At 42.6% G+C, this 21,239-nt stretch carries 19 protein-coding genes; 9 read left to right on the top strand and 10 right to left on the bottom strand.

The window, feature by feature from the left end; genetic code table 11:
• Positions 1–17 precede the first annotated feature (17 nt).
• On the bottom strand, positions 18–587 hold the full coding sequence (gene efp, locus F897_RS08355; RefSeq protein ID WP_004782608.1) for an elongation factor P: 570 nt from the start codon (positions 585–587) through the stop codon (positions 18–20).
• Positions 588–965: 378 nt separating this feature from the next.
• On the opposite strand from efp, the gene epmB reads away from it, so the two are divergent.
• From epmB to F897_RS08340, 3 genes are read left to right on the top strand one after another with little or no spacing between them, the layout of a single operon-like run.
• Positions 966–1,988, top strand: a complete 1,023-nt coding sequence (gene epmB, locus F897_RS08350; protein WP_005235010.1) for an EF-P beta-lysylation protein EpmB — start codon at positions 966–968, stop codon at positions 1,986–1,988.
• A gap of 9 nt (positions 1,989–1,997) precedes the next feature.
• A complete protein-coding gene (locus tag F897_RS08345; RefSeq protein ID WP_005235008.1) occupies positions 1,998–3,743 on the top strand; it encodes a hypothetical protein in 1,746 nt (581 codons plus the stop codon).
• Positions 3,725–5,890 carry an EAL domain-containing protein gene (locus tag F897_RS08340; protein ID WP_005235007.1) on the top strand — a complete coding sequence of 722 codons (2,166 nt, stop codon included), beginning with the start codon at positions 3,725–3,727 and terminating at the stop codon, positions 5,888–5,890. The genes F897_RS08345 and F897_RS08340 overlap by 19 nt, the downstream gene beginning before the upstream one ends.
• Positions 5,891–5,988: 98 nt before the next feature.
• Here the strand turns inward: F897_RS08340 and rpmE are convergent, their stop codons facing one another.
• The 4 genes from rpmE to F897_RS08320 form a co-directional block, all read right to left on the bottom strand.
• Positions 5,989–6,213 carry a 50S ribosomal protein L31 gene (rpmE, locus tag F897_RS08335; protein WP_004782616.1) on the bottom strand — a complete coding sequence of 75 codons (225 nt, stop codon included), beginning with the start codon at positions 6,211–6,213 and terminating at the stop codon, positions 5,989–5,991.
• Positions 6,214–6,416: 203 nt separating this feature from the next.
• Entirely contained in the window at positions 6,417–7,394 is a 978-nt protein-coding gene (locus F897_RS08330; protein ID WP_005235005.1) for a bile acid:sodium symporter family protein, read from the bottom strand.
• A gap of 144 nt (positions 7,395–7,538) precedes the next feature.
• Positions 7,539–7,940, bottom strand: coding sequence for a lactoylglutathione lyase (gene gloA / locus F897_RS08325; RefSeq protein ID WP_004782618.1), 402 nt, complete (start codon positions 7,938–7,940; stop codon positions 7,539–7,541).
• A gap of 1 nt (position 7,941) precedes the next feature.
• The gene (locus tag F897_RS08320) at positions 7,942–10,095 is read right to left on the bottom strand and encodes an AmpG family muropeptide MFS transporter (protein ID WP_034581150.1); all 2,154 of its coding nucleotides are present in this window, start codon (positions 10,093–10,095) and stop codon (positions 7,942–7,944) included.
• A gap of 196 nt (positions 10,096–10,291) precedes the next feature.
• On the opposite strand from F897_RS08320, the gene F897_RS08315 reads away from it, so the two are divergent.
• A complete protein-coding gene (locus F897_RS08315) occupies positions 10,292–12,943 on the top strand; it encodes a Lon protease family protein (protein WP_005235002.1) in 2,652 nt (883 codons plus the stop codon).
• Positions 12,944–13,027: 84 nt separating this feature from the next.
• On the opposite strand, the gene grxD is transcribed toward F897_RS08315, so the two are convergent.
• On the bottom strand, positions 13,028–13,369 hold the full coding sequence (gene grxD, locus F897_RS08310; protein WP_004782624.1) for a Grx4 family monothiol glutaredoxin: 342 nt from the start codon (positions 13,367–13,369) through the stop codon (positions 13,028–13,030).
• Between the two features lie 160 nt (positions 13,370–13,529).
• Here grxD and F897_RS08305 point away from each other — a divergent pair, with 160 nt between their 5' ends.
• Positions 13,530–14,741, top strand: a complete 1,212-nt coding sequence (locus F897_RS08305) for an aspartate aminotransferase family protein (protein ID WP_005235001.1) — start codon at positions 13,530–13,532, stop codon at positions 14,739–14,741.
• Positions 14,742–14,797: 56 nt separating this feature from the next.
• Here the strand turns inward: F897_RS08305 and F897_RS08300 are convergent, their stop codons facing one another.
• The 3 genes from F897_RS08300 to surE form a co-directional block, all read right to left on the bottom strand.
• Positions 14,798–15,727, bottom strand: a complete 930-nt coding sequence (locus tag F897_RS08300) for a LysR family transcriptional regulator (RefSeq protein WP_005235000.1) — start codon at positions 15,725–15,727, stop codon at positions 14,798–14,800.
• Positions 15,728–15,818: 91 nt separating this feature from the next.
• Entirely contained in the window at positions 15,819–16,658 is an 840-nt protein-coding gene (locus tag F897_RS08295) for a peptidoglycan DD-metalloendopeptidase family protein (protein ID WP_005234999.1), read from the bottom strand.
• Between the two features lie 107 nt (positions 16,659–16,765).
• The gene (gene surE, locus F897_RS08290) at positions 16,766–17,542 is read right to left on the bottom strand and encodes a 5'/3'-nucleotidase SurE (RefSeq protein ID WP_005234998.1); all 777 of its coding nucleotides are present in this window, start codon (positions 17,540–17,542) and stop codon (positions 16,766–16,768) included.
• Positions 17,543–17,650: 108 nt separating this feature from the next.
• Between surE and F897_RS08285 the strand changes: the two genes are divergently transcribed.
• From F897_RS08285 to F897_RS08270, 4 genes are all read left to right on the top strand, one after another.
• The gene (locus F897_RS08285) at positions 17,651–18,022 is read left to right on the top strand and encodes an MCR_0457 family protein (protein WP_004782632.1); all 372 of its coding nucleotides are present in this window, start codon (positions 17,651–17,653) and stop codon (positions 18,020–18,022) included.
• Positions 18,023–18,181: 159 nt separating this feature from the next.
• Entirely contained in the window at positions 18,182–18,562 is a 381-nt protein-coding gene (locus F897_RS08280) for an MCR_0457 family protein (protein WP_005234997.1), read from the top strand.
• Between the two features lie 128 nt (positions 18,563–18,690).
• Positions 18,691–19,839 carry a D-alanyl-D-alanine carboxypeptidase PBP5/6 gene (dacC, locus tag F897_RS08275; RefSeq protein ID WP_004782636.1) on the top strand — a complete coding sequence of 383 codons (1,149 nt, stop codon included), beginning with the start codon at positions 18,691–18,693 and terminating at the stop codon, positions 19,837–19,839.
• A gap of 103 nt (positions 19,840–19,942) precedes the next feature.
• Positions 19,943–20,473, top strand: a complete 531-nt coding sequence (locus tag F897_RS08270) for a gamma carbonic anhydrase family protein (RefSeq protein ID WP_005234994.1) — start codon at positions 19,943–19,945, stop codon at positions 20,471–20,473.
• Positions 20,474–20,512: 39 nt separating this feature from the next.
• On the opposite strand, the gene F897_RS08265 is transcribed toward F897_RS08270, so the two are convergent.
• Complete coding sequence (locus F897_RS08265) at positions 20,513–21,028, bottom strand: DUF1543 domain-containing protein (protein ID WP_005234992.1); 516 nt, start codon at positions 21,026–21,028, stop codon at positions 20,513–20,515.
• Positions 21,029–21,239 lie beyond the last annotated feature (211 nt).

The raw sequence follows: 21,239 nt of genomic DNA, 5'->3' as shown, positions 1-21,239 counted from the left end.
AGTCTATTTTCCGACCATTATGCACGTTCTAAATAGTCACCAGTACGGGTGTCTACGCGAACGCTTTCTTCTTGCTGAACGAATAATGGAACACGTACTACTGCACCTGTTTCAAGTTTCGCTGGTTTACCGCCACCGCCAGAAGTATCGCCACGAACACCCGGATCAGTTTCAACAATTTTTAATACTACAAAGTTTGGTGGGCTTACTGTTAAAGGTACGCCATTCCACAACATGATAGTACATTTTTCATTTGAATCGTCTTTTAACCATTTTGCAGCATCGCCCATTGCTGTTTTATCAGCAGCGATCTGTTCGAAAGTTACAGGATCCATGAAGTTCCACATTTCGCCATCGTTGTACAAGTATTCCATTTCTACTTCTACGATGTCTGCAGCTTCTAGAGAATCACCAGATTTAAAAGTTTTTTCCAAAACTTTACCACTGCGAAGGTTACGTAATTTAACGCGGTTGAACGCCTGGCCTTTACCTGGTTTAACGTATTCGTTTTCCATGATTGAACATGGGTTACCATCAAGCATAACCTTCAGGCCAGACTTGAAATCGTTCGTAGAATAATAGGCCATGATTGGCTCACTCCAAACTTACTAACTTTAAGCTATTGATGCTATGGGCTGTTGCAATGTCATTTAGCAAGTCTGACACGAACATGAGTTGCCACATGCACATTCATTTAATGTTGCGTATTCTAAATGAGCAATACACCAAGTCGCAACGAAAAAATCGGTTTTAACTTGCTGACACTGCTTAACTTAGCATCAGCTATTCCAATACTGGTGCACAACCAGTCTTCCAAGCATATAAAAGTCTCTATGCTTTTGCATACCATAGCAAACTGATCGTGTTTAGAGAAATTTTAGCCAGCTTTCACATTCCCATCTCTAGACAAACTGCTAAACTGCTCACTTCTGGCTATCGTCTTCATCTTTTTTTGATCTTCCGGCATGACACAGTATTTATATCAAGAAGCAAATTGGCAATCGCAACTGAGCGACCTGATCACCGATCCACAGGAACTACTACAGATTTTACAGCTTTCCCCAGATCAGCTGTTATCTGGTGCTCTTCTGGCCTCTCAAGCCTTTAAATTACGTGTGCCACGAGCTTTTGTTTCCAGAATGCAGCTAGGCAATCCTTTAGATCCACTTTTATTACAAGTGTTACCGCATCATCTGGAACTGGAAGATCATCCGGGATTTGTCACCGATCCCTTGGGTGAAGAACAGGCCAACCAGCAACCTGGTGTTCTACATAAATATAAGTCACGTTTTCTACTGACCTTAACCGGCGCCTGTGCAGTTCACTGTCGTTACTGTTTCCGCCGGCATTTTCCCTATCAGGAAAACCTGCCTAAAAATGAGGACTGGATTAATATCAAACAATATCTGGAAAGCCAGCCAGATATTAATGAAGTAATTCTGAGTGGCGGTGATCCACTGACCTTATCTAACCGAAAATTAAAAACCTGGATTGAACGACTAGAATCGGTACCACATCTCAAATTTTTAAGAATACATTCACGAGTTCCTATTGTAATCCCAAACCGGATCGACGAAGAGCTACTAAGCATGTTAAAAAACAGTAGGCTACGTATTATTCTAGTGGTACACTCGAACCATGCATCAGAGCTGGATGACCTGACCTGTAAGCAGCTTAATCAGCTGGTTCGGCATCAGATCACGGTACTTAATCAGGCAGTTTTATTAAAAGGGGTTAATGATTCTGCTCAAGTTTTGATTGATTTAAGCTATCGCTTGTTTGATGCTGGCGTGATGCCCTATTATTTACATGTACTTGATAAAGTAAGAGGTGCGCATCATTTTGATTTACCTGCTGAGCACATCAATGAGATTTATACAGAAGTTTTAGCGAACCTACCGGGGTATCTGGTTCCTAAACTAGTTCGAGAAATAGCGGGTGAGAAGAATAAGACACCGCTTTTTGGGGTTTCAACATTTTTGAGTTAAATAATAAAGATGAGTAAGCATACTGCAGACATTTTTCAGACAACGGCTGAACTCACCATAGAACAGCTAAGTTTTTGTCCCACAAATGCCAAAGCATTGCAGGAATGGGTCGCAGGAATTTCAATCTTGCAATTGGGGAATTCATCCAAGTCTCTGTTCAGTGCTTTACTGGAAATTTCCGAACTGAAATGTGCGGAAACCTTGCGTTTTGACCTGATTCAGGTATTGCACCCTACCCTTGAAAATGTTTTGGTCAGTCTTGAGAAACATTTCGTCAATCAGAGTCTGATCACGACAGATCGCAATGACCAGATTATTGAACTGGCCATGCTGTTACGCAGCTATTTTACCAAAATCTATATAGATATTGCCAAACGCTGTAATCATCAGCTGAATCATCAAAAGTTTTCACTATTTTCCTTGGGTAAAAAGAAAAGCCTGCAAAGTGTCCGGATGGTGTCCATCTACTATGGCCTGCAACAGTTAAGCCTGCTGCTCTATCAACAGCATATGCTGTATAGCACACCTGGCGCTGGTCAGTGGTTGGCAGCACATCAGTTGCTAGAATGTGCGATGGAAAATAATTTCTATCAGACCAACATCAATCAGGTTCTTAGCACCCAGCACGAAATCCAGAATATTGCCCAAGCCTATGCACGACTAATTTTGCTGGATATTTTCAATACTCATCAGATTCGTCCTGCTGAAATTCAGGGCTTATATTTATGTAGTGCAGACTGGGCGAAACTGGTTCAGATTCTACCGAAAGAAACCACGCTGTCACGTTATGTGGTTGATGCCAGCAAAGATCATCCACCTTTATTAAATTCTCATCAGGGTCAGCATTTCCAGCCGAGCTTCTATATTTCGACACAAAACCTGATGGAACACCTGACCGGCACTCAAAGCAAAAATGCCCAATATCTGTCACGTAATGAAAAGCTGTTCCTGACGCCTGCCCTGCATTTTCATATCTATAACCTGCTTTCGAATAATGTCGAACGCCGTCATGAGCGTTATGAATATTCTGCACAGATCAATATCTGCTTTGGCTTAACGGTGGCGCATTTTTATCTGTCTAAGGGTAAAAACTTTAATGAAACGCTGGAACTGGAAGGTAATTATGGTTTCCAGAGCGAAAGCAGTTTTATCAGCTCAATGCATAATACCGTTCCAAGCGGATTCAGCAGTATCAAGGCGCTCGATCGCGAAGCCAAACAGATTCATACCGCTGAAGTTCTCGATATCAGTGTTAATGGTTACCGGATTAAATGGTCAGGTATCACACCTGCCAATCTGAAAACTGGCGAATTTATTCTGGTTCAGGAAAAATCTCAAAGCCAGTGGCGTGGTGGTGTCATTCGCTGGATCAAACAGTCTGCTGATAAAAGTCTGGAAATTGGTCTGGAAATTCTCGCACAGGAACTGTTCCCTTGCGCAGTCTATGCCCGTACCGACAAACACAGTGTCAATTATCAGCCAGCCATTCTGGTACAGATGACCCAGCTTGATCAGGTCTCAACCAGTATTATTGTCTCTGGCTCACAAATGTTTAGGGAAAAACAGACCATTCATTTACGTCTTGGCCAAAAAGAACTCAGAATCTACCTAACCAAGGCGCAGCTCATTACACAAAGTTTTATCCGTTTTGACTATGAATTATTAAATGATCAAGAAGAAGATATCATCGAAAACTTTATACATAAGCAATTGAATGAAACTAGAAATCACGATTTATGGGAAGCATTGAAGTGAGAAATCCATTATTGTCTAAAAAGTTAAAACGTACTGAAACACGTTTACTGATCATTGATGATAATCAAATTAGATATAACCAAATCCGTGATCTCTTAACCAGCAATGAATATCAGGTCGACGCCGTTCTGCTTGATGATCTGCAATCTTTTGAAAAACAGTTAAACTTTAACTGGGACCTGATTATTTTTGGTCGTGCGTATGATCTGAAATATGAGCAGGCCTTAAGTCTGGTTCAACTTTCGCAGCAACCTGACCTTCCTATTCTTTTGTTAAAACCAGAAGATTATCAGGCTGAACAATATGCCCAGTATATCCGTAAAGGTATTTTTGACATTCTGAATCTGGATTACCCAGACCGCTTCTTCCTTAATCTGGTACGTGCCCTTTCCTTTAGCCGTACGATGCAAGCACAGCGCCATTTAATGGAAGAACTGGAAACTGCACAAAGCCAGGCACAATCATTGGTAGAAGACAGTAACCGTGCGGTCGCAACCATTCAGGAAGGCATCCATATTCAGGCTAATGCCGATTATCTCAAACTGTTTGGCCTTAAAAGCGAGGATGATATTATCGGTCTGCCGCTTTTAGACCTGTTACAGCCGAAAGATCTGAATGATTTTAAAACCCGCTTTAAAAAGATTTCTCAGGGCCAGTTTGATTTAGGCCGTTTTGATATTACTTCGTCGAATCCAAATGTGGCTGCTGTCAATCCATTAAAACTGGAATTTCTGGCATCTAGTGCTGAAGAAGATGCACTACAAATTACGATTGATACAGCGACTACTCAGGCAAGTGCCTCTTCTGAAAAAGTTGCAAACAAGCCAAATACCTTACAGTCACTTAAGCGTGAACTCAATCGTGAGCCGGCCAAAGCCAATGCATTGATCACTTTCTCCTTTGCTGCGTATGAGCCGCAAGTCCTGAATGGTGACTGGGCGACCTACATAGGTTACTTCCATGAAATTAAGAAATTCCTGAAAGAGCAGGTTCGTATTCCGCTCTTCAAACTGGAACATGATGTTCTGGTGGGGATCATTCAGGCAGATGCGCAAGACATTCTGGAATCCAAACTGGTTGGACTAGGTTCATTGACCAAACCACAGCTCATTACAGTGAATCAGCAAACTTATCCGCTCAATCTGCGCATCGGTTATACCCTGCTTGACGGTGAACTGCGTGATGAAAGCCATTGTAATGAATTAATCGGTCGGGCTTTCTCTACTCCTTTACCACAAGCACAAAAAACTTCTGAGTTTGTTCTGGATATTCCTGCAACGACTCAGGAATCGATTTCAATGCCAAGCATTGACTTCACGGTTTCAGAACCCGTTATTCCAGCGCCTGAGTCCATACCGGTCAGTCCAGCAGTCAGTGCTGTACCACTGACTACATCGCCAGTATTAAAAGCACTGCGTGAATGTCTGGAACGTGGTGAAATTCATCTGAAATATCAACAGCTGTATGATAAAGAAGATACCAACCTCTATATGTATGAGGTGACTAGTGGCTTTATCTTTGAAAATAAATGGCAGGACATTTCTTCCTTGATAGAACTCAATGAAGATGATGAATTATCTATTAAACTCGATCGCTGGATTCTGGTTGAATCAAGCAAGCAATTGCACAACTTCATTACCCAGTATCCGGATGCCCGTTTAATCGTGAACCTGAACCGTGCGGTGCTATTTAAAGACCGTACTTTTCCTGAGTTTATTTCCAAACTAATTACCATTATTCGCAGTAAAGTCGAACATCCTTTAACTTTACAGTTCTCAGAAGAAGATATCCTGATGAACCAGCAGGATGCGCAGAAATATCTACGTACTTTACGTGAACATGGCGCGCGGATTGCGATTCGTAACTTTGGTCACTCAATGTATAGTGAAACCCTACTACGTGAGTTCGATATCAATGGTCTGAGCCTGGATAGCAAACTGACCAAGATGCTGAACAATGATGCTGAAATTGAACAGTTACAGGAAAAAATTACCACATACAATGAAATCAAACCAGTGAATATCATGATCCGTGAACTGAATGACATGACCTTATTTGCGAATGCCTGGAACGTCGATGCACGCTTTATTCAGGGTGATTATTTCCAGAAAAAACTGGATCATCTGATTGATGTACAAGACCACTAAGGTCTTGTACTCGCCTTTCAATCTAGAAACGTGAAATGATTTTCTAAATTGCAGGCACAAAAAAAACGGGCATAAAGCCCGTTTTTTCATTTTGGGTATTAACGTTTAACAGAACGTGACATACCAGCAAAACGTTGTTTGAACTTGTCGATACGGCCGCCAGTGTCAACGTTCTTTTGCTTACCAGTGTAGAATGGGTGGCAAGCTGAGCATACGTCTAGGTAAAGAGTTTCTTTACCAACAGCTGAACGAGTTTCGATTACGTTACCACATGAACAAGTAGCAACTAGTTTTTCGTATTTTGGGTGAATATCGGCGCGCATCGTCGATTACTCCATTAAGATGAAAGAAGGTTTTGCTGTCATCGCAATTGATCACTCTCAAATATTGAGGAAGGGCCAGAATCAGGATTCAGGCAGATCAACACCACAACAGACCATTCTTTTGGCCCACCGAGACGGATACCGTCAGAGCTAAGCACAACAAGTTGGGCAGTATTATACGGCAAACAAATCCAATAAGCGAATTATTCTTCTGTATGTACGGCCTGTTTGGCCCAGAGATTCGCAATCACACCACAGGCCATGAGCTGGATTTGATGGAAAATCATAATTGGTAAAACAATCATGCCAAGTGGCTGACCAATAAACAGAATCTGTGCCATCGGTACACCACTGGCAAGCGTTTTTTTGGAACCACAGAAGAACACCGTTTTCTGGTCAGCACGATTAAAGCCCAACCAGCGTGGAATAAATAGCGACAACAGCATCACAATGGTCAATAAAACCGAACATGCCAGCAGCAGCAAGAGCAAAGTACTTAAGCTGACTTCACGCCAAAGCCCAGCCACCACCGCACTGCTAAATGCCCCATAAACCACCATCAGAATTGAGCCCTGATCGAATACTTTAACGATCTTGGGCATCTTCTGCATTTTTGGGAAAATCCACGGACGCAGTAACTGACCTAAAATAAAAGGCACCAATAACAGCAGCGTAATCTGTAGAATCGATGCCGTCGGATCGAAGCCGTGCTGGGATTGTCCAAGAATAAAGAATGCGACCAGCATCGGTGTAATAAACATCCCGATAATATTGGAAAATGAAGCACTACAGATCGCACCGGCAATATTCCCTTGAGCCACTGAGGTAAAGGCGATCGAAGACTGTACGGTTGATGGCAGGAAACACATAAACAGGAATCCCCAATATAATTCCTGCCCCAGCATTGGCAATAGGATTGGCTTTGCCAGCAAGCCTAAAATTGGAAAGAGTGCAAAGGTCAAGGCAAAGACCAAAGTGTGTAATTTCCAGTGCATCAAGCCTTCAATTACAGCTTCACGCGAAAGCTTGGCACCATGCAGGAAAAACAGGATGGCAATGGCTGCTGTCGTGATCCAGCTAAAGACTTCAGCTGCCTGCCCTGACACTGGCAATACACTGGCCAGTAACACCATAACAAAGAGCAAGATCGTAAAGCGGTCCAATGCCAGCAGTTTAAGCATCTGATGTCCTTCCCTCAAAATTTTATTATTCGATAAAAAATACCCGGCTATCTTAACAGATGCCGGGTCCATGTTATGCATTCAGATTGATGGAATATTTTCATCCATACATGAATACATTTCACATATCTCGCTCTATAACACTTAGTTATTACGTGCGTTATTGTCTTGCTGGATCAATTCGATTTTATAACCGTCTGGATCTTCCACAAATGCAATCACAGTGACACCGCCTTTCATTGGGCCAGCTTCACGAACAACATTGCCACCACGTGCCTTGATTTCTTCACAGGCTTTATAAGCATCATCTACCGCAATCGCAATATGACCGTAGCCATTGCCCAGGTCATAGCTTTCTGTATCCCAGTTATGGGTCAGTTCAAGCACAGTGTGATTTTCTTCATCGCCATAACCTACAAAAGCCAAGGTAAAACGACCTTCTTCATAATCTCGCTTACGAAGTAAAGTCATACCAAGAACCTCAGTATAGAACTTGAGTGATTGTTCCAGATTGCCTACACGTAACATGGTATGCAGCATGCGCATATTAATCATCCTTATTTACAGATTGTTGTTGGTGTTCACCGAGTAATTTTGCCACCCAAACCACCAGAATCAGGATTGGAATCCCGATTAAAGTGGTCATCAGGAAGAAATTCGGATAACCGATATTGGTCACTATAGTACCTGAATATCCACCTAAAATCTTAGGGGTTAAAGTCATGAGTGAGCTAAAAATAGCATACTGAACAGCGGTAAAGGACACACTGGTCAGACTGGACAGGAAAGCAATAAAGGCTGCACCTGCGAGACCTGCAGCCAGATTATCGACAATAATTGCAAAATACAGCCACCATGAACTATAAGGTTTAATCACTTTACCCTGAATTTCGACATTCTCACCAGTTCCAATTGTAATTGGCTGAACATCGATATCCATCGGATTGGCTTGGGTCTGCGACAAGTCCACAGCATATGAATGCTGCTGGGCAACTATCGGATGCTCTTGCTGCATTAAGCTTGCATTGATTTGCTTCACAGGTGCAGCAATCAGTTTTTCGGCAGGAATAGCAGCACTAAAGACACGTCCTTCATCCAGCTTGGTTTCGAATTTATCGCCATTCAGCTCTAATACAATTTTTTGCTCTGCAGTTAAATCCGGCCCTAGATACTGACCGCGAACCACGATGCTATTTTCCTGTTCATTGGCACTGATCAGGTTATCTGTGGTAACAGGCAGAAGCTGTAATTGTGCTGCTTTCGAATCATTCTGTTGCAGATAAGGCAGGTTGACTTGTACTGCATCTGCCGGATGATTCAGATAATGTGCACGAACCTGAATCTGTTCGGCCTCTTTAAAAGCAGTATTGGGTACATTCAGTTTCCAATAACCGACTTCATCTGTATCTGCCCGAAAGGTTTGCTGACCTACCTGAACTTCGACCTGCCCCAGCTTTTCACCAGACTTCACTAAGCCAATAAAAATCAGATTGGTTGAACAGGCCAGAATCGCGCCTACAAACATCAGTTTCATGATGTTCATTTTCTGGGCCAGCAAGCCACCTAAAAAACCGCCAAGCAAGGAGAAAATTACCCCATACACTTTCACAGCTTCAGCAATCTGCTCCTTGCTAAAATTTAGATCCTGATAAAACACATTGGAAATCACACCGGCAATAATATCGGAGACCCGATAGAAACCGATCAACAATAACAACACCAAAGCCAGCTTTAAGCCATAGCGATCAAAGAAATCTGCTACGGGATTGACCCAGGTTTCGAATGCCATCTGCTTATTCACAGCACCCATTTTGACCAGAATCGTACCCACACTGAAAGCAACAGCACCTGACCCGATAAAGCGTAAAGCCTCAAAACAGAACAAGGCAAAAGTATCCTGAATTGCCCACTGTTCAGTGATACTCGATACCAAGTCACCGGAATAGACATAACTCAGCACAAAACTGATGACAGCTACGAAAAACACGCCAACCAAGCGGAAATAATCACTGCGCTGGTAATCTTTACGTATCCGATCCACCTGAGGCTCACGGATGACCAGTGTAGTAATAATCCCAACCAGCATAACCGCTGCCATCGCCAGATAAGTCCATTTCCAGGCATCATAGATATAATTGCCTTTGGCCGTGCCTAAATATGCCGCCAGAAACAGAGCTCCAGCGCCAGCCACAATCATCCCGATCCGGTAACCCGCATTATAGGTCGATGCCAGTACGGTCTGCATCTGAGTTTCGGCCAGCTCAATACGATAGGCATCAATGACAATATCCTGCGTTGCAGCCGAGAATCCCAGCAGGACTGCACCTAGTGCCATCTGCTGTAAATGTGCCTGCCCCAATGCTGGATCTGAAAAAGCCATAATTGAAATCGCAGTTACAATCAGGATCTGAGCAATCAATAGCCAGGCGCGCCGGCGACCCAAAGCTTTGGTCAGAAATGGGACAGGTAATTCATCAATCAATGGCGCCCAGACAAACTTAAATGAATAGCCTAGTGCAGCCCAGCTAAAAAAAGTCACCGCACTTTTACTGATTCCGGCTTCACCGAGCCATAAAGACAAACTGGAAAAGATCAAAAGAATCGGGACACCGGCTGAAAATCCGAGAAACAGCATGATCAGGGCACGTCGATCCAGAAATGCTGTAAATGCGGATTTCCAACCCGTCGTTTGTGTTATCATTGCTTTGTTATTTTCCACGAAAACCAATTGCTGCTATTCAATCCTTTAATAACGTATCTTTCAACAAAATTTATATATTTCTCGCATACCCGATTTTTTATTTTGTGGCAAAACTGACATGTTGGCTTGAATTTTTCAAGTAAATCTGTATACCTTAAACCTTATCCACGTCATATTTCGTTTTGGACTTTCAACAGTGACTCAGAGACTCGATCAAATTCATTCTTCAATTTCAAGTAATACAACTATATCTCAACAAAACATCAGCTCCGACCTACTTATCTCAGCCTTTGAACAAAGCGAAATTACACCAACCCTTGAAAAGACATGCCTGAAACCGGCACAACTGACGCGTATTGCCGATCCGGATAAAATCCCGGCATCGACCAAGCGAATCAAGCCTTTAAATAATTTTCTAGGCCAGGACCGTGCCCGTGCTTCGGTTGAAGCTGGTATTGCCCTGCCATATTCAGGCTATAACATCTTTGCGGTGGGTACAGCAGGACTCGGCAAACGCACTATGGTGAAGCGTTTGTTGCAGCAACATGCCAAAACCATGCAAACGCCAAATGACTGGGTCTATGTCAATAATTTTCAGAATCCTCGTCAGCCTATCGCACTGGAATTTCCAGCTGGTCAGGGACCCAAGTTTCAGACGATGCTGCATCAAAGCTGGCAATCCATTCTAAAACAGCTGGAGCGCCGTTTTACTACAGAAAACTATCACAACCGGATTGAAATGATTCGTCAGGAAACGGGTGATGAACAGCAACTCGCACTGATCGAATTGACCCGTGAAGGTGAAGAACTCGATCTGAAATTGATTTCTCGCAATGATGAACATTGTTTTGTACCGATTCATCTGAAAGATGACAAAGTACAGGAAATGTCTCAGGAAGATTTGAATGCTTTAAGCAATAAAGATCGTGCTGAAATCGCGTCAAACATGCGTTACATGGACAAGAAACTGGAACGCCTAGGTCTTCATTTAGGCGATCTGGAAGATGATGCGCGTGACCGTGTTCAAGTATTGAACCGTGATATCGCTAAACAGGTGGTCATGCCACGCGTTGAGCAGATGCTGACTAAATTCAAGCATGTCGAAGGTCTAGAACAATATCTGAAGCAATATGCTGAAGACATTATTAATAATGTTGAAATTGTACTGGAACAGGAAGAAGACGATTTTACCCCTGCCCAGTTCAGCCGCGTACCAGCGCGCTTTCAGGCCAATGTGATCGTCACCCATAAGCCAAATAGCGGTGCACCCGTTATTTTTGAAGATTTCCCGACGCATTACAATCTATTGGGTCATGTAGAACAGCTGACCCAAAATGGCACCATTACTACAGATTTCACGCTGATCCGTCCCGGCTCCTTGCATAATGCCAATGGCGGTTTCCTGATGCTTGAAGCTGAACAGTTACTGGAACAACCTTATGCATGGCAAGGTTTGAAACGTGCCTTGAAATCTGGGCATCTCAAGCTTTCATCTTTAGAGCATATGCTGACTCTCACCGGTAGCATTTCCATTGAACCAGCTTCTATTCCGCTGAATATCAAAGTGGTGCTGCTGGCAGAGCCAGAAATTTATTATGAAATTCTGGAACTTGAACCAGAACTAGGCAGTATCTTTAAAATCCGTGCTGATTTTACCGATACCTTGCAACGTAATGATGAAAATGAGCAAGCCTATATGCAGCTCATTGCTGACTATGTGCAATCAGATAAATTATTACCATTTGACCGTTCTGCATTATCTGCCCTGCTGACCGACTCAAGCCGTCAGGCTGAAGATCAGAGTTCCCTGTCACTACATGCATTAACGCTGGGCGACCTGATTCGTGAAGCGCATCATCATGCATTCGAAGCGGGTGATAAGATGGTGTCAGAAAAGCATATCAATACCGCACTGGATCATCGTAAATATCGCTTAGGCTATTTACGTGAGCTATTCTGGCAAGATCTGACCCGTGGCACTCAACTGATTGAAACTCGCGGTCATCGTCTAGGCCAAATCAATGCGCTGTCTGTGATTCATTATGCAGATGTTGAATTTGGTCTACCTTCACGCTTAACTGCTTCTGTATATCAGGGTGGCGGTGATATTCTGGATATCGAACGTAGCGTAGAACTTGGCGGTTCTTTACATGCCAAAGGCGTGTTATTGATGGCCTCTTTTCTAAAAGCACATTTTGGCCGCGAACAGACCCTGCACTTCTCTGCCGCTTTGGCTTTCGAACAGAGTTATGGTCAGGTGGATGGTGACAGCGCGACAGTCGCTGAACTTTCAGCGCTTATTTCTGCGATTAGTCAGTTACCGATTGACCAGTCCTGGGCGATTACCGGTTCCATGAACCAGCTTGGTCAGGTGCAACCGATTGGTGGAGTTAATGCAAAAATTGAAGGTTTCTTCGATGCCTGTAAGCTGCAAGGCCTGACAGGTAAGCAGGGTGTGATTATCCCACGACAAAACATGCAGCATCTGATGTTACGTAAAGATGTTATTGCTGCAGTCGAAGAAGGTCAGTTCCATATTCATGCCATTGATAATATCGCGCAGGCTTTGGAAATTCTGATGGCACGTCCGGTCGGGACTATGGACAAGAAAGGCCGTTATAGCAAAAACTCGATCTTTGCTGCTGTGATGGAACAACTCGAATACTGGCAAGCCATTGAAGATGGTGCCGAGTTTGAGGAAGAACCTAGGAAAAAGAAAAAAAAGAAGAAAAAGAAAAAAGATAAGGCGCCTATAAAGGAAGTTCTGACCGATCCAGATACCTTAGCTGAGGCCTTGGTTGCTGAATCAAAAGAACTGGAAAAATCTGAGGATCAGGCAGAAGATTAATTCTGCCCCCTCCTCACTATTCACCCATAAAAAAAGCGCTTCTTTCGGAAGCGCTTTTTCATATCTATCAGTTTAATCCAAGGATTAAGCTTCAGGTGCTGGACTGTATTGCTCTACTAAAGGCTGTAATTCACCTTTTTGGAACATTTCTAGGATGATGTCACTACCACCGATCAATTCACCATTGATCCAAAGTTGTGGGAATGTCGGCCAGTTCGCAATTTGTGGCAGAGTTGCACGAATATCTGGGTTTTCCAGAATATTAACATAAGCAAATGGACGACCAATTTGACTGAGTGCTTCTACCGCACGTGCAGAAAAACCACATTGTGGAAATTGTGGTGTGCCTTTCATATAAAGAAGTACTGCGTGCTTGGCAATTTGGTCACGAATTAACGCTTCGGTATCGCGTGCTTGTTCAGTCATTGATAAATCCTCAACTAATCTGTCTCGCATTATACCCAAAACAGAGAAAAACAGTACGTCTAAAGTAATAAATCCATTTTTATTTACAATTACCCTTTAAATCTGACCAAGTTTTTGCTTATATAAGTTTTTCTTTCCACCTAACAGTAAAGAGTTAGTCATGAACAATATTACCCTCGCTCCGGTACAAACTGATCAACCTTCACATTTGATGCCAGTCTTTGGTCGTCAACCGATCAGCTTTGTCCGAGGACGAGGTGCATATCTTTATACCGAAGATGGTACAGAGTATTTAGATGCCTTAACTGGGATCGCCGTTTGCGGTTTGGGTCATGCTCATCCAGTGATTGCTGAAGCAATTGCGGAACAGGCTGCAACCCTGATTCATACCAGCAACCTTTTTGAAGTGCCTTGGCAAACTGCTGCTGCACAGAAACTGGCTGAAGTCGCTGGCATGGAAGAAGTTTTCTTCTCCAACAGTGGTGCAGAATCGAACGAAGGCGCCATCAAAATTGCGCGTAAATTCGGTCATATGCAAGGTATTGCGTCACCAAAAATTATTGTAGCTGACAAATCTTTTCATGGCCGTACGCTGGCAACCCTGTCTGCAACCGGTAACAAAAAAGTTCAACAAGGCTTTGGTCCATTGGTTGAAGGCTTTATTCGTGTACCTTTTGGTGATATTGAAGCCATTGAAGAAGCTGCAATTAACCATCCGAATATCGTGGCTATTCTGGTTGAACCAATCCAAGGTGAAGGTGGTGTCAATACAGCACCGCAAGGCTTTAGTTACCTGGAAGAAATCCGTCAGATCTGTAATCAGCACAACTGGTTGATGATGCTGGATGAAGTACAAACAGGTAATGGCCGTACCGGTAAATATTTTGCTTATCAGCACACCAATATTGTGCCCGACGTATTGACGACTGCTAAAGGTCTGGGCAATGGCTTCCCAATTGGTGCCGTGATGACTCAAGGTCGTGGTGTCGGTGTTTTAACTGCGGGGAATCACGGTTCGACTTATAGCGGTACTGCATTGGGTTCACGCGTGGTTTATACCATCATCGATATTATGCAAAAAGAAAATATCGTAGCCAATGCCGCTGAAAAAGGTGCATATATTGTTGAGCAGTTACGTAACCAGCTTGCAGATCATCAAGTGACTGTACGCGGATTCGGTCTGATGATTGGGATTGAGTTGCCTAAAGACTGTGGTGAGCTTGTGGATATTGCACGCGATGAATACAAAACCATTATCAACGTGACTGCAGGTAATGTCGTTCGTCTGTTGCCTACCCTGAATATTACACAGGAACAGGCCGATCAACTGATCGAGCGTTTAGTGAAAATGATCAAGGCCTACCTTGCTTAAGTCTATCTTGAAAAACAAAAAAGCCGCTTTAAAGCGGCTTTTTTTTTATAGGGAATTTATGATGCGACTTGCAACAAACGTCCACCAGAGATCTGGCTAAAATATTGTTTCAATGCATCCAGACAGCGCAGGACTTTAGTCGGTTGCTGTTCTCGATTAGGCATAACTGCATAAAGGGTGACTGGCGGAAGTTTCCATTCAGGCAAGACTTCAATCAGTGAACCATTTAATAAATCTTTTTTAACATCAAGATATAAAATCTTGGCAACCCCGTTGCCTTGCAGGCACATGGCTTTTGCAACCAAGCTGTTATTGGTACTAAAGCGTGAGCTTAGTTCAAATTCAACCTTTTCTGTGCTATGCACATGCTGAAAACTGAAATTCTGATGATTTTTAATATGCGTTAAAGGCAAAACATCATGGTGTTTCAGGTCTTCAGGACGCGAGATAATTGCGGTCTGGTTAATATAGCTTGGCGCAGCAACAAGAATCTGTTCAATCTGCATTAATGGCACAACCTGAAGGTTGTGGTCATCATCGTTCTGGTCAAATCGCAGGGCAATATCAATACGCACTTCCAACAAATCAACCTCATGATTGTTTGTTTCCAGGTGGACTGTCAGGCCACGGTGTGCGGACATCCAGTGAGAAAGTGCAGGAATCACATGATTCGCACACACTTCCGGTAAGGATACAATACGAAGTTCACCAACAAGATCGTCACGTAACTCGTTAATGCGAACCTTTCCACGCTCAGCAGCAGACAACATTTCCTGGCAGCTGTGAAAAAAAGCTTGTCCCGCTTCGGTCAGACTTAATTTTCTCGTAGAACGATTTAGAAGTACAACTTCCATATCCTGTTCCAAAGAGCGAATTTGTTGACTCACGGCGCTGGTTGTAATCCCTAACTCACGTGCAGCACCGCTAAACGAGTTCTTTTCCACAACACAAGCAAAGACACCCATTGCTCGAAGTTGATCTAACATAAATTCCCCTCTAAACTTATGAGATGCTTCATCTTTTTATAAAAGCAACTCATTGTATTATACGGTGAAATTTACGTTTTGCATTATTTATTTAATTATTTGGTAAAACTGTTGTTGGATTAATCGGTTTTCCGTCCAAGCGAACCTGAAACTCAAGCATAGTGCGGGTTGTACCAGTCGCCCCCATCTCGGCAATTTTTTGACCAGCCGTTACATTTTGGCCACTTTTCACGCTTAATTTGCTGTTATGCGCATAAGCGGTGATATAGCCATTAATGTGTTTAACTAGTACCAGATTACCATATTCCTTCAGGCCATCTGCTGCGTATACCACCTGCCCATCTGCTGCAGCAAAGACCGGATCTCCGACATTACCGCCATAACGGGTACCTTTGATATTTGCGGCCAGATCATAGTTTTGTAATACCGGACCATTTGATGGCTTGACCCAACGTAATCCTGCTGCTGTCGATACTGGGGTAATCGGTGCGGAAGTAGTGGTGGCAGGTTTTGGCGTAGTCTTAACAGTTGTTGGAGCGGGAGTGGTTGGCGCTGGAATCGCAATCGTTTGATGCTGAATCGGTGAAGCTTGGGTAACAGGTTGAGTCGCTGTAGTACGGCGAGCGGTAGTGTTATTTTTCAGGCGAATCGACTGACCCACATAAATACGATACGGCGGAGCAATATCATTCATCTCTGCCACACTGATATAGCTCAGACCATAACGTGCAGCAATGCCACTCAAAGTATCCCCAGAGCGTACCGTATAGAAGTCAGGCGCTGCGGCATAGCGGGTCATATTATTGACCTGAGGTTTAGTGGCACAACCAGTAATAATCATTGTGGAAACAACCACAGTGGACAAAACCAGAGTTTTGATGAAGCTGGATGGTGAAGCATGAATGAAGTATTTCGGTGACACCAAGGACATTATCTTCCTCTCTAACATCTATACGGTTGCAAAAACCCAGTAAGATTAGCAAAGTTTTACTACAATATACTTGTAAGCTTTCATTTTTCACAAACTTATAACATTCATTAGATTTTATTTAGAATCTGGGCTTGCAAAGTGTGAAGTGTGTCATAGTTTGTGGCATCCATCTGAATTGGCGTCACGCTTACATAGCCATTGGCAATTGCAAAAAAGTCTGACTCGATTTCAGTTCCTTTATGTTTTGGCATTGCGACTGCTTCACCCGATAGCCCAATCCAGTAAACCTGGCGACCACGTGGATCTACATGACTGGTAATCGGCTTGGACTGGCTACGGCGTCCCTGAAAGGTCACTTTAGTTCCTTTCAGCTCAGCCATATCAGGAATATTCACATTAAAAATATGACGTTCAGGCAAAGTCGGCAAACCTGCCGCGATAAAATCATGTACCCATTGCGCTGCAATGCGATAATCTTCTGGCAAGGTATAAGATCGAACGTTTTGCCCACATAGAGAAACTGCCAATGCAGGTTGTTTGGCCAGACGGCCTTCAAATGCGGCACCCACCGTCCCTGAGTACAGCACATCATCTCCCAGATTGGCACCACTGTTAATGCCGCTGACCACCAGATCGAATTCAACATCAAATAAACCATTCATGGCCAGATAAACACAATCTGCTGGCGTACCATTCACTGCCCATACATCGGGAGAAATCTGGATTGGTCTTAATGGTCGGTCTAAAGTGAGTGCACTGGAAAATCCGCTACGTTCACTTTCCGGAGCTACCACCACAACGCGTCCTAAAGGTCTCAAGGCCTGCGCCAATGCCTGTATACCCGGTGCAAAAACACCATCATCATTTGAAATTAATATATTCACTGCAAAATCTCGTTGAGCTAAAAAATGACTCGCTAGGACATTTCATTGTATTAGTTCAGGAATTATATATATTTGTAGCACGATATCCATTAATACATATGGCTTAAGATGATGAAAAAATTCTCTCTTTGGGGTACTTTGGCTTTAAGTTTGGCAACTTTTGTATCTCCTGCAGTTATTGCCAATGATTTGACAGCTGAAGAAAATGACATGATCGTGAAAGAAGATGTTGCGTCTGCACAGGTAATGATCGAAGTATGTCCAGGCATTATTGGTCAGAATGCAAAATTCGATACAACGATTCAGCAGCTGATTCAATCTTATCTAAAAGAATACTCAGACAAATCTATGACCTATCAAAAACTTCAGGCAGACAGTGAATACAAGACTGTGCTTGAAGAAGCGCGTCAAGGTGCAAAACAGACTGCAAAAGACGAACAAAAAACAGCGTGTGAAGATGTTTTAGCCTATCAGGAATAAGGTTTTTCTCGCTGAAATGAGACGATGCCAGCATCGTCTTTTTTCTCTTACACATTTCTTCATAATTCTACAGCTTCACTACATTTCCCCTCTTTTCAATTTTAAAAATATCTTTAAGCTAACAAATTATTGTTCTACATGTAATTTTTGAGTTTTTTGATGAAACATACATTAATTAAAAGTTTAAGTTTATCTGTTGTTGCTGGTATGACACTTTGGGGCAGCTCGGTTTATGCAGCAAATGAAAATATTGAAGTCACCCCAAACCAGGAAATTACCAAGCAAGAATTGGCTGCGATTTATGTCCTTTCTGAAATTTGCCCAAGCATGGTCAAAGACAAAGCAAAATTCAATCAAGGTTATAACCAGCTCGTGATTGAATATTTGCCGGGTCAAAAAAATCCGGTTGAACGGCTGAACCAGATGGTAAAACAGTCAGATTTCCGTAACATTCTGGCCGAAGCACAGAGCGACGCCAAAAAGGCTGGCAAGAAAAAGAATCAGGCCATTTGCAATGAGTTGGTGAGCTACAGTAAATAATCCACTTTTTGAGTGATTGCTTACAATACTTTTGAAATAACCCCGGGTTTCCCATAGAAGTCAGCCTAGCTTTGTCCTAAAATGCTAGGCTCTTCGTGCTTACATCAAGATATTGGAACCCACTAGAAATGACCCAAAAAACTGCCCTTGCTGCATTATTATTAATTCCTAGTTTTAGCTTTGCAGCAACTGTCTTATCTGCACCACCAGAATTGAATAATAAATCTTATGTGCTAATGGACTACGAGACAGGGCAAATTCTCGCATCAAAAAATGAAAATGAAAAATTAGCCCCTGCTTCAATGACCAAGATGATGACCAGTTACATCATCGAGCAGAAGTTATTAAGTGGTGAGCTGACTGAAGATGAACAGGTTCGCATGAATGAATCTGCATGGTGCCGTGGTAGCAGTGCAGAATCATGTATGTATGTACCTTTAAACGGTACGGCGACTGCACTAGAAATGTTGCGTGGGATTATTATCCAGTCTGGTAATGATGCGTCTAAAGCGATGGCTGAACATATTGCAGGGAACGAGGGTACCTTTGCACATATGATGAACCAGGAAGCGAAACGGATCGGCATGACTAATACCAGCTTCATCAACTCGACTGGTATGCCAGCTGAAGGCCATTATTCGACAGCGAAAGATATGGCAACTTTGGCTCAGCACATCATCAAAGACAGTTCAAAATACTATCCAATTTACTCTGAAAAAGAATTTACTTTTAACGGGATTAAGCAAGGTAACCGTAATGCCCTGCTCTATACTGATCCAAGTGTAGATGGTCTGAAAACTGGTCACACCGATGAAGCCGGTTACTGCTTAACGACTTCTTCAAAACGTGGTCCGACTCGTCTGATTTCAGTGATTTTCGGTGCACCAACCATGAATGAACGTGCATCACAAACACGTGAACTTCTGGCTTGGGGTTATGCAAACTTTGAAACCAAAAATGTTCAGCCAGCTAAACAGGTTCTAGCCAAGTCTAAAGTCTGGTTTGGTAAGGAAAATGAAGTTCAGATCGGTCTTGCAGAAAACTTTAACGTGACTATGCCTAAAGGTCAGGCCAATGCCATTAAAACTCAATTGGTCGTTCAGCCTAAACTGACTGCACCTTTACAACCAGGTCAAGTCGTAGGTAAATATGTGGCGACTTTAAACGGCAAAGTGATTGCTGAGAAACCACTTGTTGCACTAAAAGCAGTTGAAGAAGCTGGTTTCTTTGCTCGTATGCTGGATCATATCAAACAATTTTTTAGTAACCTGTTCTAATATTTATTATCAATATTAGATCTTACTAAAGCGAAAGCACACATTCATCGAATGTGTGCTTTTTTATTTTATAATACTTATAAACTTTCAGGATGATACTGACATGAGCCAAAACATTCGCCCTTATCTGGATACTCGCCCGCAAGTCGCTGACTCCTGTTATATCGATCCGATGGCGGTAGTCGTAGGTGATGTTGTTTTAGGCGAAAATGTATCTGTATGGCCTTTTGCCGTAATTCGTGGTGATGTGAATCATATTCGTATTGGTAAGAACTCGAATGTACAGGATCATTCCATGTTGCATGTGAGTCATAAAAAGGCGGATAAACCTGAAGGTTCACCATTGATTATTGGTGAAGATGTCACGATCGGTCATCATGTAAAATTACATGGCTGTACCATTGGTAATCGTGTTTTAGTGGGTATCGGTACAATTATTCTGGATGATGTAGTTGTTGAAGATGATGTGATGATTGGAGCAGGTTCACTGGTACCACCGAATAAGGTATTAGAAAGTGGATACTTGTATGTAGGCAGTCCAGTCAAAAAAGTGCGTCCACTGACTGAGAAGGAAATAGCTTTCTTGCCTTATTCAGCACAGAATTATGTGAAAATCTCAGGTCATTACAAATAAATCGACAAACTAAGGCTACTTTATGTAGCCTTATCTTAATTAAGGAATAACCACATAATCGTTCTTAAAACTATTGGCTTCAAAGTCTCCCTCTACTAGATGCACAAATTTCTGGTCAATCTTGTTCAGTTCTAAGCAATCATCCACATCAATCACGGCATCGGTATGAGGTTTAAACCAAGTTTTTTCAATGGCCAGCTTGCCTTGTGCTTTAGCCTCAGTCTTATTTTTTGCAGCAACTACCAGATATTTATGGATTTCACCAAACTGATCTGGCACATAAGCACCCAGATTGATCAGGAATAGTTTTAAATCCTGTTTTACAGGTATGTCCGTCACCTGAACCTGATAATTCAGATCCTGATAGTTGACACCATTGATCGTCATCCAACCATCGACATGCAGGCCTTTTTGTAAACCAAACCATTGCTGCTTCAAATATGGGAAAGCTGTCTTAATATCTGAACTAATGACCGGAATTACGTCATGTACTTCTACATTGGCTTTTTCATGCTTTCCGCCCAATAAAGCAATGTAGAGCTTGAGTTCAGACATAAAAAAATCCTTTAAAAGCAAAATAGAGAAGACTTTAGCCGCATAGTATAAATGAAACTTACTCGTTCCACTTCAAGTCAATCATCTCATATTCTTAAAATCCTGAAATTCACTTAAATCAGCATCAATACAGTGGATAAACAATCCTAATTTGATCTATTTTTAAGCAAGCTTATTTATATTAAAATAAGGTCCGAACTCCCCTTCTCTT

The organism is Acinetobacter variabilis (genome assembly GCF_000369625.1).
Lineage (GTDB): Bacteria > Pseudomonadota > Gammaproteobacteria > Pseudomonadales > Moraxellaceae > Acinetobacter > Acinetobacter variabilis.
Note: the sequence above shows the minus strand (reverse complement) of the source record. Positions and strands in the feature narration are given on the sequence as shown.